10 protein-coding genes are annotated in these 15,568 nt (G+C 51.6%); 7 read left to right on the top strand and 3 right to left on the bottom strand.

Features of this window, described 5'->3' with window-relative positions:
* Positions 1–100: 100 nt before the first annotated feature.
* A complete protein-coding gene (locus tag EBA_RS06260; RefSeq protein ID WP_192373849.1) occupies positions 101–502 on the bottom strand; it encodes a hypothetical protein in 402 nt (133 codons plus the stop codon).
* Positions 503–690: 188 nt separating this feature from the next.
* On the opposite strand from EBA_RS06260, the gene EBA_RS06255 reads away from it, so the two are divergent.
* From EBA_RS06255 to EBA_RS06245, 3 genes are all read left to right on the top strand, one after another.
* Complete coding sequence (locus EBA_RS06255; RefSeq protein ID WP_192373848.1) at positions 691–6,786, top strand: response regulator; 6,096 nt, start codon at positions 691–693, stop codon at positions 6,784–6,786.
* 22 nt (positions 6,787–6,808) lie between these two features.
* Complete coding sequence (locus EBA_RS06250; protein ID WP_192373847.1) at positions 6,809–7,813, top strand: response regulator; 1,005 nt, start codon at positions 6,809–6,811, stop codon at positions 7,811–7,813.
* Between the two features lie 213 nt (positions 7,814–8,026).
* The gene (locus EBA_RS06245) at positions 8,027–9,829 is read left to right on the top strand and encodes a PAS domain S-box protein (RefSeq protein WP_192373846.1); all 1,803 of its coding nucleotides are present in this window, start codon (positions 8,027–8,029) and stop codon (positions 9,827–9,829) included.
* A gap of 878 nt (positions 9,830–10,707) precedes the next feature.
* Here the strand turns inward: EBA_RS06245 and EBA_RS06240 are convergent.
* Positions 10,708–12,300, bottom strand: coding sequence for an ABC-F family ATPase (locus EBA_RS06240; protein ID WP_192373845.1), 1,593 nt, complete (start codon positions 12,298–12,300; stop codon positions 10,708–10,710).
* Positions 12,301–12,468: 168 nt separating this feature from the next.
* Between EBA_RS06240 and EBA_RS06235 the strand changes: the two genes are divergently transcribed.
* Complete coding sequence (locus EBA_RS06235; RefSeq protein WP_192373844.1) at positions 12,469–13,158, top strand: glutathione S-transferase; 690 nt, start codon at positions 12,469–12,471, stop codon at positions 13,156–13,158.
* A gap of 9 nt (positions 13,159–13,167) precedes the next feature.
* Positions 13,168–13,467: a hypothetical protein gene (locus tag EBA_RS06230; RefSeq protein WP_192373843.1), complete on the top strand. Its 300-nt coding sequence runs from the start codon at positions 13,168–13,170 to the stop codon at positions 13,465–13,467.
* Between the two features lie 89 nt (positions 13,468–13,556).
* Here the strand turns inward: EBA_RS06230 and EBA_RS06225 are convergent, their stop codons facing one another.
* Positions 13,557–13,718: a hypothetical protein gene (locus EBA_RS06225; RefSeq protein ID WP_192373842.1), complete on the bottom strand. Its 162-nt coding sequence runs from the start codon at positions 13,716–13,718 to the stop codon at positions 13,557–13,559.
* Positions 13,719–13,942: 224 nt separating this feature from the next.
* Here EBA_RS06225 and EBA_RS06220 point away from each other — a divergent pair, with 224 nt between their 5' ends.
* Entirely contained in the window at positions 13,943–14,224 is a 282-nt protein-coding gene (locus EBA_RS06220; RefSeq protein WP_192373841.1) for a type II toxin-antitoxin system HicA family toxin, read from the top strand.
* A gap of 67 nt (positions 14,225–14,291) precedes the next feature.
* Positions 14,292–15,545: a hypothetical protein gene (locus tag EBA_RS06215; RefSeq protein ID WP_192373840.1), complete on the top strand. Its 1,254-nt coding sequence runs from the start codon at positions 14,292–14,294 to the stop codon at positions 15,543–15,545.
* The last annotated feature ends 23 nt before the right edge of the window (positions 15,546–15,568 follow it).

Raw genomic sequence — 15,568 nt, 5'->3', positions numbered from 1 at the left:
CGCTCTAACCAGTCAAGCTTTGGGTGTTTGCAAACCCTGCGGATTACTGCCGCAGGGGTTTGGATAGGCTATAAAAGTCGGGCGGCGGGGAGTCAAGCGATCAATGAATCCGAACCAAGTAACCATCGGTTTTTTCGCATCCGGGTTTGCTATGTGCGGTAATGCTCAGGCGTGCAAAGCCACCTTCTATAGGTCTATCCACTTTGCCTTTTACCTCCAAACGGCCGCTAGGTTGGTGGGTAATTTGCAATTCTTTGGACATGAAATGATATTTGGTATCACCAGCGCTGACCGTCACCATAATCGATGTCAGCGTGGTATTGGCAGAGGCCGTAAACGAAAACTCACTAAATGATTGCAAGTATTTATTGGTCGCCGGCTGGAACTCGGAAAACACCGGTTTATCGCAGTGTTGCGAACTTTGGCTGCTGCCGTAGGCATGTGCCGCATTGCCGCTCAGGATTAACACAGTGGCGGCAGCGATTCGAATTAGCGTGGTCATTATTTTCTCCGGGGGTGTGGTTATAAGCATAATTATGCCGCTAGCTTACCAACAAAACACGGAATTGCTGGCAATCAATTCAATAGAGCCCCCACCTGCCAACCCAATAGCGGGCAGCCTATTCCGCAGACCACCATCATCACCTTAAAACGGGCTAAACTTAGAAAATCTTTCTCCTCGCCCAGGCCATGAACAATTCAAATTCAAGCAACTGGCTGCAGAGTGCCGGTGAAATGGGGAAACTGGTTGCCGCCAAGAATTGGTCCAAAACACCACTCGGTCCGATAGAGTCCTGGCCGCAAAGCTTACGCACGACCGTGAGCCTTTGTCTTTCCTCTAATTTCCCCATTTCTATTGTCTGGGGCCCTGAGCGAATTCAAATCTATAACGACGGCTATTGGCCCATCACTGGTGCCAAACACCCACATTCGATGGGCCAGGACTTCAAGGAATGCTGGCTCACCGCCTGGCCAGTGATAGGCGCAGCTTTCGAGAGTGCCGCGGCTGGTCGGACCGCTTTTCTGACCAATCAACGGATGTTTCTCGACCGGAACGGTTACCTGGAAGAAACCTTTTTCACCTTCTCGTTCAGCCCTATTCACGACGAATCGGGCGCTGTAGTCGGATTGTTCCACCCGGTAACCGAGCTGACCCAACAATCGCTGATTGAACGCCGACTGCAAGTATTGCGTGATATTGCCTATCAAACAGAGAGTCTGCGTAGTGTCGCGGATACCCTTCAGCAACTACTGCAGACACTAGCAAGACACAGCCTGGATGTGCCTTTTGTGTTGTGTTACCGACTGGATGATAAAACCGGTGAGGCACAGCTCATCGGCAAGGTTGGTGTCAACCAGGACACTCAATCGGCAATGTACTCAACAATAACCTCGCCCGCCGCATGGCCGCTGGCAGAAGCCGTGCAGAGCGGCCGGAACGTCGAGGTAGAGCACTTAACGAGTCGTTTCGGTCCTTTCATTTGCGATCCCTATCCCGAGCCGGTCCATTCCGCCGTGGTCTTGCCTTTGACCACCTTTGGTGCTGAACGTCATCAGTACTTATTGGTGGCCGGAGTTAGCGCGCGACGCGCCTTGGATGAACCCTACCGAAATTTCTATGCCATGCTCGGTTCAGCTGTGTCCAGCCTGCTGGTTAAAGCGCAAGCTGACCAGGATGAGCGCCAGCGTAGCGAAGCGCTCGCAGAGCTGGATCGGGCAAAAATAGCTTTCTTTAGTAATGTCAGCCACGAATTCCGCACGCCCATTACCTTAATGCTGGGACCGCTGGAAGACTTGCTGGCGGGCTCTGCCCATGCAGACGCCAACTTACCGGCAACTGCAGTCGATCAACTCAAGTTAGTACAGCGCAACGGATTACGGCTACTCAAGCTAGTCAATACCTTACTTGATTTTGCCAGCATAGAAGCCAACCGCATGGAGGCTGTCTACCAAGCCACGGAGCTGGGGAAGGTCACAGCCGATCTTGCCAGTTTATTCCGTTCGACAATTGAAAAAGCCGGCCTTAGGTTTATCGTTTCCACGCCGCCCCTGCCGGAGCCGGTTTATGTGGATAGGCGAATGTGGGAAAAAATCGTCATCAATCTGCTCGGCAACGCGTTGAAATTTACCTTTGCCGGCGAGATAGAGATTTCGGTGCGTGGCGGCGAAAAGTACGTAGAACTTACTGTCCGCGACACCGGAGTGGGTATTGCCGAAGACCAGCAAGCACGGATTTTTGAGCGGTTTCATCGGGTTCAAAACGCGCGATCCCGCACGCACGAAGGCACCGGCATCGGTCTTGCTTTGGTGCAGGAACTGGCCAGATTGCAGGGGGGTGATGTCCGCGTAGAAAGTCAATTGGACGTCGGCAGTATCTTTACCGTCACGGTGCCAATGGGAACCGGGCATTTGCAGTTAGAGAACATTCGTGACACTCAACAATCCGATCCGGCAGAAGCCCGACTATTTATCAATGAAGTAGCGAGCTGGCTGCCGGATGCTGACAGTGAATCAAGTGTTGGTGGCGGATTGACTGAAACCAGCACATCGGCTGCTGACCGCAGCCCCTTGGCGCGTATCGTCTTGGCGGACGACAACGCCGACATGCTGGAATACCTTAGCCAACTATTACAAAAACAGGGCTATCAAGTATCTGCTTTTCGGGACGGCGAAGCCGCGCTAGCCGCCATACAGGAGCAGCGCCCGGATCTTGTCCTTACCGACATTATGATGCCGTGTCTGGACGGATTTGGCCTAGTATCGGCGCTTCGCGAGTCGCCGGCGACAAGTTCACTACCTATTGTTCTCCTATCCGCGCGTGCCGGTGAAGAGGCGCGCGCGGATGGACTTAAATGTGGTGCCGACGATTACTTGGTCAAGCCATTCAGTGCCAGCGAACTACTGACGACCGTGCAGTCACGTCTTGAAATAGCCCGCCTGCGAGGAATAACAGAGACCAGCGCGCTAGAGCGGGAATTTCAAATTTTTGCGGAATCCATGCCACAAATGGTTTGGGCTACCAGACCTGACGGCTGGAATATCTATTCCAATCAAACATGGGTGGAGTATACCGGCTTGTCGCTGGAGGAAAGTTGTGGACAGGGCTGGATTATCCCTTTTCATCCGGACGATCAACAGCGGGCAAGGGAAGCCTGGCAGCGCGCCACACAGCAACTTGATGCCTATTCATTGGAATGCCGGTTGCGGCGCACTGATGGCGTTTATCGCTGGTGGTTGATTCGGGGCGTACCACTGCTAAACGAAAACGGCGAAATCTATAAATGGATAGGCACTTGCACCGATATTCAGGACTTAAAAGAAAATGAAGCCAATTTAAAGGCTTCCGAGGCACGTTGGCAGTTTGCCTTGGAAGGCAGCGACCAGGGGGTTTGGGACTGGGACATTCCAAACGACAGCGTGTTTTTCTCAAAACGCTGGAAGACCATGTTGGGCTATGCGGAAGAGGAAATTTCCGATCGCTTTGAAGAATGGTCGTCGCGACTCGATCCCGATGATCTTAACGCGGCGATGACAGCCGTAGAGCAGTATCTTCGTGGCGAAACAGCCTTTTACCAACAAGAATATCGAATGCGCAATCGACAAAACCAAATGTTGTGGATACAAGCGCGGGGAATGGTCATCAGCCGTGATACCAAGGGACGCCCTTTACGAATGATAGGCACCCATGTCGATGTAACTGCACAGCATCAGATGTTGGCGGAGTTGCAGCTTTGGTCGAATGCCTTTCAGAATTGTGCGCACGGCATCGTCATTGTTGATCCCGCCACCAATCTGATTCTTTGCGTGAATCCGGCCTTTGCCAAACTTGAAGGTTACGATACCCCGGATGAGCTTGTCGGCCTGCCGATTTTCGGGTTATACAAGGCCGACAGACACGAACAGATCAAAGCATTAATTAAAATCGCGGATGCAGAGGGCCAAGTGACCTTTGAGTCAAAGCATATTTCCAAATGGGGAACCGAGTTTGATGTGCAAATTGATGTGGTCAGTGTCAAACAAGACGATTCGATTGTGTATCGGATTGGTACTGTTCAAAATATTAGTCTTCGCAAACAATCTGAAAGGGATTTAGATCTACGCGGCCGGGCGCTGGAAGCTGCAGCAAACGGCATCATGATTACCAATGCAGAGGATGTTATTCAGTGGGTGAACCCGTCGTTTACCCAGATGACGGGTTATAGCCTTACCGAGGCCAAGGGCTTGACCCCACGGCAATTATTCAAATCAGCTGAACTCAGTGACGATTTCTATGACGCTCAGTGGCGGACTATTTCCCAGGGGGATGTATGGTCAGGCGAAATTAAAAATAGGCGCAAGGATGGCAGCTTTTTCTTCGAGCAAAAGATTATTACGCCGGTTCCCGATCAAAATGGGGTGATTCGACATTTCATTTCTATCAAACAAGACATCAGTGAGCGTAAGGAAAACGAATCGGAGCTTGCTCTTTATCGCGCTCAACTCGAAAAACTGGTTGAAAATCGGACCCAGGAATTATTCGCCGCCCGACAGGAAGCCGAGCGCTTATCGCAAGTAAAAGGCACTTTTATAGCCAACATGAGCCATGAAATCCGCACGCCGATGAATGCGGTGCTGGGGTTTTGTTATTTGCTGGAGAAGCGTGCCCTGGACGATGACACCCAGCAATTAGTGCGGAAAATACATAGTGCCGGGGAAACGCTGCTGACGATCATTAACGATATTCTGGACTTTTCCAAGATCGAGGCTGGGCATTTAGAGCTTGAACACTCACAATTTAATTTGCTCGACATGCTGGAACGAGTAGCCGATCTAAGCCTACCCTTGCTTAAAGGCAAAAACCTGGAATTGATCATCAACCCACCAAAGCACGACCTTACCAGATTAATTGGGGACGCGGCACGTTTACAACAAGTGCTGATTAATTTGCTCAGCAACGCCATCAAATTTACCCAGCAGGGTGAAGTTGAATTACGCATCACGGTAGAAGCAGCGGATGCACAGCAGGTCAGGTTGCGCTTTAGCGTCCGTGATACCGGCATCGGCATTTCCGACAGCGCGCAAAACGACATATTCAGCGCCTTTACCCAAGCCGATACCTCTATCACCCGCCGCTTTGGTGGCACGGGCTTGGGTTTGGCTATCAGCCGTCAGTTGGTCAATCTAATGGGCGGCACGCTGCAAATTAAAAGCCAAATCGGATCCGGCAGTGAGTTTTGGTTCACGCTGCCGATGACTCATAATAATCAAGTGGAAAAAACGCATTCGCCCGCTTTAAGTGCTCTACATGTATTGGTAAGTGACGATAGTGATCCGGCACGAGCAGCGCTGGTTAATACTGCAAAATGCCTAGGCTGGACAGCAGATAGCACCGCTTCCGGGGAAATGGCGCTATTCCAGATTGAGTCGCAATGGGAAACCCATCCGCACTATGACGTGATCTTGCTTGACTGGAAAATGCCTGGCTTGGATGGTTTCGCTGCTGCGCGGGCTATCCGGCAAACGCTGCAAGCAAAGGGTTGCGATGCGCAGAACATGCCTGTGCTGATTATGGTCACCGCGTATACCTACGATGAGCTGCTCTCACATCCCGACATGGTCTTTATCGATACCGTATTGAGTAAGCCCATTACGGCATCTGTTTTGTACAACGCGGTTTCCATGCAATTATCTCGGCGCGAACCAAACAATGGACTAGCGTCCACTCCGCCCAAATTGCCTTACCTCCCGCGTATATCTGGGGTTAGAGTCCTGGTAGTGGATGACAGTGAGATCAATCGTGAAGTAGCTAAGCAGATACTGGAAGCTGACGGTGCCGCTGTGTTTCTGGCAAGTGACGGGCAAGAGGCGTTGGATTGGTTATCGGCTAAAGATCACGTCGTTGACATCATCTTGATGGATATACAAATGCCGCGCCTGGATGGCTATGCGGCAACCAAGCTGATCAGACAACAGCGGCAGTGGCAGAGCTTGCCTATCATTGCCCTTACGGCGGGCGCTTTCAATGAATTGGAGGACGCCGCGCGCGAAGCCGGTATGGATGATTATGTGTCCAAGCCCTTTAACGTGGACCACCTGCTGAATGTGATTCACCACTTTACCGACTTGGGCGCAAGGGATAAGGACAGTTCGGTTGCCACCTCCTTGGAGACCCCTTCAGCACCTGCGACACAATCATCAATCTCCACCTATGCTTCCGTAGCTTTGCCGGGCATCGATTTGGCTTACTTACTTAATCAGTGGCGAGATAAGGATCTTTACCAAAAGTATTTAAGTAAATTTGTGGAAAACTATGCCGGTGTCGGCGAAACTATCAATGAATACATCAACAACGGTGACTTAGCCCCGGCAGCTATACTGACTCATAAACTGGTTGGCGTGGCCGGTACGCTTGCATTAAAGCAGGTGGCACTGAAAGCACGCGAGCTCAATGAACTGTTAAAAAGCGAAGACGCGGCGTCCGGTAAAGCAAGCCAGGAGCTGCAAGCAGCCATAGACGAAGCCTGTAGCTCAATTGCTGTTTTGATCCAAAGTAATAATGAAATGCTTGAATCCGCAACCACCAATAAAGCGCCCAAAGACTCAATAGCATTGACCCGCTTAATTTGCGAGTTACTTGAGGCCTTGGAGCAGCACGATCCTCAACTTGCGGAAAAACAGTTACAAGACTTGGCAATAAAACTGCCCGCATCGGAAATAGAGAGTATTCGCTCTCGGCTTGACGATTTTGATTTCAATGCCGCGATAGCCCTGTCAAAAGAACTACTGATACGGATTTCGCCGCCCTGATTTTTTATAGAGATTACTAGCAATGACCCATGGCCCCATTCTTATTGTTGATGATGAACCCAGCAACCTGGCAATTTTACGGCAGATTTTACAAAAGGATTACGCGTTAAGGTTTGCCGTCAACGGCAAAGAAGCGCTGGAATTGGTCAATAAAGTTCGCCCTAGTTTGATTTTGCTTGATATCCGGATGCCGGAACTGGATGGCTACCAAGTCTGTCGGGCGCTAAAGGCCGACCCTAAACTTGAATCGATACCGGTTATTTTTGTGACCTCATTGGCGGAATGCGGCAGCGAGAAAGAGGGATTTGATATTGGCTGCGTCGATTATCTTACCAAGCCGGTATCAGCCGACATCGTGCTCGCGCGGGTAAAAACGCATCTATCCTTGATTCGCGCAACCAAACTGGAAGATAGTTATCGCGACGCCATCTATATGCTCGGCAAAGCCGGACATTTCAATGATACCGACACCGGGATGCATATTTGGCGCATGGCCGCTTATTCTCGCCACTTAGCTCAAGCTTTGGGTTGGCCTGTTGATCAATACGAACTCATCGAATTTGCCGCGGCCATGCATGATACCGGCAAGATAGGCATTCCCGACTCTATTTTGCGCAAGCCCGGTAAATTGGATGCCGGAGAATGGGTCATCATGAAAACCCACACGCAAATTGGCTATGACATCCTGTCAACCAGCTATTCCCCACTATTCAATCTGGCCGCTGAAATTGCTTTACACCATCACGAAAAATGGGACGGCAGTGGCTATCCCTTGGGCTTAACCGGTTTATCCATACCCGAGTCGGCGCGTATTGTTGCTATCGCGGATGTTTTTGATGCCTTATCAATGACCCGCCCGTATAAACAGGCGTGGGCTTTGGGTGAAATTTTGACATTTCTCAAACAAGGCGCCGGACAGCATTTCGATCCAAACTTTATCGAATGTTTCATGACTATACTGCCGACGATCATGGAAACCAAAGCCAACTGGGAGAAGCGTGAGAGTGGATTAAACGCAGAAGGCTGACAGGGTTGGCATTAAGCGCGGAGTGATTGACGAGAGGTCAGCCGATTCCCTCCATGGCAGAATTGCCATACCATCATCATTGTCAATTACAGTAGTCGGTCTCGATTCCTGAGTGCCGGCATGTGTGGCGACAGAAATCTAGCGCATGTCTAGCAACGCTTAAAGTGTATCCTGCCGCCAAAACATCCAATACCCTGCAAGCCAAGGCGCCCTATGCTCGAAAATTCAATTGGTCAATATGCCGCAGTTTTGAATAGCGACTTCATCGCCATCGTGATCGTCAAAGACAGGCAGATTGTCTGGGCCAACGCAGCCCTGCATCGCATCTTAGCTTACGAACCGGGCGAATTGATTGGCCAGCCCACCCGTCAGCTGTTCCTTGATGAAAAGAGCTATAAGACATTCGGCTCCGAGGCTTATCCGAGCATCGCGGCAGGCCGAACCTATAACGGAACCATCCCGCAAAAACGCAAGGATGGCAGCACGGGCTGGTATGAATTTAACGTCTCCAGCCTAGAGGGTTATCCGGATATGGTGGTGGGAGCCATCATCGACAGGACCGAAACCTACCAAAATGTCCAGCAGCTGGAAAAGAGCGAGTCACAGTATCGCTCGGTAGTGGAAGACCAGACCGAAGTCATTACCCGCTTCTTGCCCGATGGCACTTACATATTCGTCAATGAGGTGTTTTGCCGGCTATTCGGAAAATCCGCCGCAGACCTGATCGGTCATCACTGGCATCCGGCAGCCTATCCCGACGATGTTCCTATGATCGAGGCCAGGCTGCGCGAGTTGACACCCGACAATCCCGTCGTGACTATCGAGAACCGGGTATTTGTGGCCAATAACGAAATTCGCTGGATGCAATTCGTCAATCGGGGATTTTTCGATGCTGCCGGCATCCTCAAGGAAACCCAAGCAGTCGGTCGGGACATCACGGCGGAGCGTGAAGCCTTGGCCAGCTTGCAGACAAGCGAGGAGCGCTACCGGACGCTGGTGGAGACAACCTGTGTGGTGACGTGGTTCTGTCCTGCCACGGGTCTTCAAGTTACCCCGCAACCGTTATGGATGGCATTCACCGGCCAGACGGCGGAAGAAATGCTTGGCGCCGGCTGGACCAAAGCCATCCATCCGGACGATGTTGCCGCCGCTGTGGAGCGATGGCAATCAGCTGTCGAGAATGGCAAGGCGTTCTCGAACCTGCACCGCATTCGCCGTTTCGATGGCGCCTGGCGCTGGATGAACGTGCGCGCGGTGCCGATACGCAATAAGCAGGGGCACATCCTCGAATGGATGGGCATGGGGCAGGATGTTACTGTGCAAAAGCAGGCCGAAATGGCGTTAGCAGAAAGCGAGGAGCGACTGGAGCTGGCGCTTATGGGATCGGGACTGGTTTTATGGGACTGGAACATTCCTGAGCGTAAAATCACCGTAGGAAGTCGCTGGTTCGAATTGCTCGGCTATACCAACCAGGAACTGGGTGGTGACGAAGATAATTGGATGGGTTTGATCAATCCCAAGCACCTTGAACGCTTCAAGCAGAACATTTCGGCTCATTTACAGGGTGAAACCGCCAGCTTCGAAAGCGAACACCAGTTGCGGCATAAGAATGGCCATTGGGTTACGGTCGAAGCCAAAGGCAAGGTTACTTATCGAGACAAAAACAACGCCCCGCTGCGCATGGTCGGCACGATACTGGATATTACCCAGCGCAAGCGCCTGAAGGATGAAGGCATGGACTTATTAAAGCGGATCGAATCGCTGATCCACGAGAGTTCAGCGCGCACGCCAGTCAAGGCAGAAACCGGTAAAGCTGCCGAAAGCCTGACCAAACGGCAGCGGCAGATTTTAGGAATGATCGCTACCGGGATGACCTCGGCGGAAATCGGGAAGCAACTGCACCTGGCCACGCCGACGGTCATCTCGCACCGCCGCAACCTGATGGCAAAGCTGGATCTTCACAGTACCGCTGAAGTCACCCGCTTTGCAATGGAGCAGGGGCTGCTTACCAAGTAATACCTCATCCAAGCCCGTTAAATACATAAAATTACCATATCTGTACCAATTAATTACCACAGAGTGGTGCTTATTTTTTTGTTTCAATATCGTATGCTGGGCGCCCTTACTGGTATCCCACAACTTATTGATGACGAGCGAAATAGTGTTCGGCGAAAATTGCCCACTTACGCGGTATTTGTTAGACGCATCGATGTCGGACGGCCGCGATAACAAGGCCCAGTTCGCTGGCTCCTTGCTGCTTGGACTGGGCTATCCGCAGTTTGGCCCGAAGTTACCCGACCTTAGGTTCACAGCGCAATTATTACGTTCCATTATTGAGACCGGGCAGACTGATCTCTTACCCGAGGCAACAGCAAAGTGTACGCATTGCCATCAATCCGGCAATTGCCAGGTAGGAACGCTATTTAAGGCCAACTAGCAGCAAACTCGCACACCATCTTGCAAGCGCCATTGCCAATGGACGATAAGCCCCCAAGCAGTCGGCAAAGCAGCTTGGCCGCTCCGCATTCAATACCTGCCATGTTTTCTTTACCGATTAGTTGGGGGCTCTTGAACGGCGACATTCACCCTTCGCTGCTCACGATTCAAGAGCAAATACTAGACAGTTGCCAATTTTGCCCGCCGCTTGATACGCAAACAATCGAGATGGTAGCGGCGAGCATCGATTGGCTACCCAAAAAGATTGGCCGCAATCCTAAAACAATCACCTTGACCCCGAAAAAGATCGGCATGGCAATACGAAAGATTGGCCGGATACTGCGGAAGATTGACGGGATAGCTGACAAGCTCGACCGGGTACTTCGTAAGCTCGGAGGGGTACTTCTGAGGTACCCTCCTCGCCACTTTCGGCGCAATACGGATTGCGCCTGATAGCCCTAACTAATGTCCTGGCTGTTCAAATAATCTTCGTAGTTACCGCTGAAATCGACGATGCCGGTCGGCGTCAATTCGATGATGCGGGTCGCCAACGATGACACAAACTCACGGTCGTGACTGACGAAAATCAAGGTGCCGGGATAGCTTTCCAACGCGGCATTCAACGATTCGATCGATTCCATATCCAAATGGTTGGTGGGTTCGTCCAGCACCATCACATTGTTTTTTTGCAGAATTAATTTGCCGAACAACATCCGGCCTTGCTCGCCGCCGGAAATCACTTTCACGGATTTGTTGATCTCATCATTGGAAAATAGCAAACGCCCCAGCGTGCCGCGGATGGTCTGATCGTCGTCAGATTCTTTGCGCCATTGGCCCATCCATTCGATCAGCGGCATGTCTTCGGCAAAATCTTCAGCGTGATCCTGAGCAAAATAACCGACTTCGGCATTTTCCGACCATTTCACTTCACCGCTGTCCGGCGTCAAATCGCCGACCAGGGTTTTTAACAAGGTGGATTTACCAATACCGTTAGGGCCGATCACCGCCACCCGCTCGCCGACCGCGATCATCATGTTCAAATTTCTGAACAAGGGTTCCGCACCATAGCCTTTAACCAAATCTTTGGCTTCCAAAGCTAAGCGATACAGCTTTTTGGTTTGGTCGAAACGAATAAACGGATTAACCCGGCTGGACGGTTTGACTTCGTCGAGTTTGATTTTCTCCAACTGCCGCGCGCGCGAGGTGGCTTGCTTGGCTTTGGAGGCATTGGCGGAGAAACGCGCCACGAAGGTTTGCAGCTCGGCGATTTGCGCCTTTTTCTTGGCATTACCGGCCAGCAATTGGTCACGCACCTGAGTCACGGCGGTCATGTAATCGTCGTAATTGCCCGGATAAACCCGCAATTCGCCATAGTCCAGATCGGCCATATGGGTACAGACGCTGTTCAGAAAATGCCGGTCATGCGAGATGATCACCATCGTCGAGTTGCGCTCGTTCAGCACGTTTTCCAACCAGCGGATAGTGTTGATGTCCAGGTTGTTGGTCGGCTCGTCGAGCAACATGATGTCGGGATTGGAGAACAAGGCTTGCGCCAGCAATACCCGCAATTTCCAGCCCGGCGCCACCGCGCTCATTGGGCCGCTGTGTTGCGCCTGCGGAATATCCAGGCCCAACAGCAATTCGCCGGCCCTCGCTTCGGCGGTATAGCCGCCGTATTCGGCGAACACCGATTCCAGATCGGCGGCGCGCATATAGTCGTCTTCGCTGGCTTCCAGATTGGCGTAGATTGCATCGCGTTCAGACATAGCCGCCCACATCTCGGCATGGCCCATCATCACCACGTCCAACACCCGTTGCTCCTCGTAGGCGAATTGATTCTGGCGCAAGATACCCAGGCGTTCGTTGGCATCGACGCTGACGTTGCCGGCGGTCGGCTCCAGATCGCCGCTGAGGATTTTCATAAAGGTTGATTTGCCGCAGCCGTTGGCACCGATCAGGCCGTAACGGTTGCCGTTGCCGAACTTGACGGAAACGTTTTCAAACAGGGGCTTGGCCCCGAATTGCATGGTGATATTAGCGGTAGAAATCAAGAGAGTGTCCGAGAATTAAGAGTAAAAAGAGCGTTGCCGCCGTGCGGGCGTGTGGCTAAATAAATGGCTTGATGTAAAAAAACGCTATTTTACCAGACTTTAATCAACGATCATTTACAGTAATGTATCGCCGACAGTCCGGCTGCTATTCAAGACTAAAAACTCCGCATGATTACATCAAGCTCTAGCCCCGAACCAATTTATCCCATCTTTTACAGTTTCCGCCGTTGTCCTTATGCGATGCGAGCGCGGCTAGCCATCGCGACGGCCGGCGTCGACGTGGCTATTCGCGAAATCGAGCTCAACCATAAGCCGGAGGCGATGCTGGCCATTTCACCCAAAGGCACGGTGCCGGTATTACTGCTAGCCAACGGCCAAGTCATCGAACAAAGCCTGGATATTATGCTGTGGGCATTAGCGCAACAAGATCCGCAAGATTGGCTTGGCCAATCACCGGAAGATGCGAAGCGCTTAATCGAGTGGAACGACGGCGATTTCAAATACTATTTGGACCGCTACAAATACGCAGACCGCTATCCGGAACAATCCCAAGCCGATTACTGTCAACAAGGCGAGTTGTTTTTAGCCGAGCTGGAAAGCCGTTTGCAGCGCACGCACTACTTATGCAGCAATAGTTTTGGCTGGGCCGATGCAGCTATTTTGCCATTTATCCGCCAGTTTGCCGCAGTGGATAACGCCTGGTTCGCCAGTGCGCCCTACCCGGCCGTGCAATTATGGCTGGAGAATTTTTTAACATCCAAACTGTTTGCAGCGGTTATGCGAAAATACCCACCCTGGAAAGCTGACGACCCGCTAGTCCTTTTCGGGTACGAGGCCGGCCTCGTACCATTTATATAGGTGCCCGACATGTTAAAAATTTACAAAAAAACCATCCGCATCGACAACGCCGGCTCCCCCCGCCTTGAGTCATCCGCACAGGGCAAGCTGTCTAATCTACTGACCATCCCGGCAATGTTTGCCGGCGCGATATTGGGTACAGTGGTGTTTTCGGCATTTTTTGCCTTACTGTTGATTCCGGTGGCGATAATCGGTGCCAGAGGCTGGTGGCTGCTGCGAAAAATTAAAAATGCGCAGGTCGATGATCAAAGCCTGGAAGCCGAATATACCGTGGTTTCGGACACCGCAAAAAAATCAAACCAGGACTGAAGATAAGCACAAAAAAAGCCCCCGCCTTGAGCAGGATGGGGGCTATGGAATGTGGAGCATTTACAACGGAGGAGGTACTACGAAAAAACTTAGATCCTGATCGGTTTGGCAACATTCAGATTACTGAATAAAGACGCCGCGCCGAACAACATAGTGGAAAGAACGAACTGTCCGGACATAAAGCTAAAGATGCCCACAGTGAAAAACAATCCGGTAACGATATCTTTGTACAGGTTGTTTGACTTGTTCATTTTTCCGCCTTGACTGGGTTGCAGTCGTTTTAATGAAGACGACTTAACTATAAACCTTTACAATTTATTTACAATAAGCCATTTAAAACATGGGTTGTTTCTTTTTATGAAACAAATAAGCCTGCACGCCACCACTCCAACGCCGTAGCCCTATCCCTTGCCAAGTTGAACGCCGTGGCATTTCAGGCGTAAGCTGTTAACTTAACATTTAGGAGGATGCAGCCATGAGCCACCATTTAAATCTGCTACGGGCGATATTCCAGGATCCGGTTAGCGGCAATATCCATTGGCGAGAAGTCGAATCCCTGCTGCATCACCTGGGTGCCGATCTGCAACCCAGCCATGGTGCGCGCTTTCATGTGACCTTGAATTCGATCGAAGGCGTGTTGCATCACCCACATCACAGCGGCATTTGTAATAAGCAAGAAATCAAACATCTGCGCGAATACCTGGCAAGCGCCGGCGTCAGCCCGGCCGTATACGAAGAGCAGCGGAATAGACATTAAGTAAAAGCCCTTGCAACCGGGTTAAACGGTTAGCATCGCCGATAGCAAGAATTGGATAGAACCATCTATGAAATGGATTACAAAATGCTTGCTGCTGGCGACATTACTTTTACCTGTTCTTCTTGGATTGACGTTGCTGCTGGCGATTGACGATAAGCCAAAATTACAAAACCGCGCCGACTTGACGCCGGAACAAATTGCCCGCGCCAAACTAATTTTTCGGCAAAACGATCCGCGCCGTTTGCAATCCGGCGCTATCGCTAGAGTTAAACTAGCCCAACAAGAGCTGGATCTGGCAATCAATTACTTCGCCAATCAATACGCCAACGGCGTGGCGAGCTTACGGATCGATGAAGACCGCGCCCTCATCGAAGCGACACTGCACTTGCCGGCCAATCCTGTGGGCCGATACGTCAATCTGGCACTGGAACTCAGGCAATCAGCCGGTTTGCCGACAGTGGACCATTTATCCGTAGGCAAACTTTGGATTCCGGGCTTACTGGCCAAGCCCCTGCTGAATTTAGCCCTCAACATCTTGCAACCAGCAGCGGACCGGCAAGCCTTCGCCAACATTGTCAAACACGTGCAATTTCAAAGCCAGCGTCTGACGGTCACTTATCGTTGGCAAGCCGATTTACCCGGCAAGCTGCGCGGCGCGTTACTATCCCCGGAGGATCAGCAGCGGCTGGAAGCCTATCAGCGACGTTTGGCCGAACTAAGCCAAACAGCGAACAAAAGCCTCAGCCTGACCGATTACACCAAACCCTTATTTAAATTGGCCCTACAAAGAAGCGCCAGCGGCGACCCAATCGCGGAAAACCGCGCATTGATCTTGATACTCACGCTGTACGTCAATCGACAGCCTCTAATGAAAATCGTCCCGGAATCGGGGTTCTGGCCGCGCCCACTTTGGCGCCAGGTGACGCTGAACGGCCGCGACGATTTGACCAAACATTATCTGGTCTCGGCGATGTTGGCAGCCTATTCGGGCACCCCTTTGGCCGACGCGGTGGGACTTTTCAAGGAAATAGAAGATTCCCGCGGCGGCAGCGGCTTTTCGTTTAACGACCTTGCCGCCGACCGGACCGGTACGCGCATGGGCGAACAAGCGGTCGCCAGCCCGGCACTGGCGCAGAAAATCCAAGCATTACTGGCCAGCGCCGATGAAAATCAAATGATGCCGGCCACTGCCGATTTACCTGAATCGCTAACCGAAGCCGAGTTTATCCGCCGCTTCGGCGGCACCGACGGCGAAGCCTACAAACAACTGATGCAAGGCATCGAACAGCGTATCGCGGCCTTACCGATAAATCGGGAATAATGAATGAGCGAAGCCACCGCTAT

It is taken from the genome of Methylomonas albis, assembly GCF_014850955.1.
Classification (GTDB): domain Bacteria; phylum Pseudomonadota; class Gammaproteobacteria; order Methylococcales; family Methylomonadaceae; genus Methylomonas; species Methylomonas albis.
The sequence above is the reverse complement of the archived record's forward strand: the minus strand, read 5'-3'. Positions and strand labels throughout refer to the sequence as shown.

Bases quoted from the DNA above. Each gene is read 5' to 3' on its own strand.
- EBA_RS06260 (WP_192373849.1), bottom strand. From the start codon at position 502: ATGACCACGCTAATTCGAATCGCTGCCGCCACTGTGTTAATCCTGAGC.
- EBA_RS06255 (WP_192373848.1), top strand. From the start codon at position 691: ATGAACAATTCAAATTCAAGCAACTGGCTGCAGAGTGCCGGTGAAATG.
- EBA_RS06250 (WP_192373847.1), top strand. From the start codon at position 6,809: ATGACCCATGGCCCCATTCTTATTGTTGATGATGAACCCAGCAACCTG.
- EBA_RS06245 (WP_192373846.1), top strand. From the start codon at position 8,027: ATGCTCGAAAATTCAATTGGTCAATATGCCGCAGTTTTGAATAGCGAC.
- EBA_RS06235 (WP_192373844.1), top strand. From the start codon at position 12,469: ATGATTACATCAAGCTCTAGCCCCGAACCAATTTATCCCATCTTTTAC.
- EBA_RS06230 (WP_192373843.1), top strand. From the start codon at position 13,168: ATGTTAAAAATTTACAAAAAAACCATCCGCATCGACAACGCCGGCTCC.
- EBA_RS06225 (WP_192373842.1), bottom strand. From the start codon at position 13,718: ATGAACAAGTCAAACAACCTGTACAAAGATATCGTTACCGGATTGTTT.
- EBA_RS06220 (WP_192373841.1), top strand. From the start codon at position 13,943: ATGAGCCACCATTTAAATCTGCTACGGGCGATATTCCAGGATCCGGTT.
- EBA_RS06215 (WP_192373840.1), top strand. From the start codon at position 14,292: ATGAAATGGATTACAAAATGCTTGCTGCTGGCGACATTACTTTTACCT.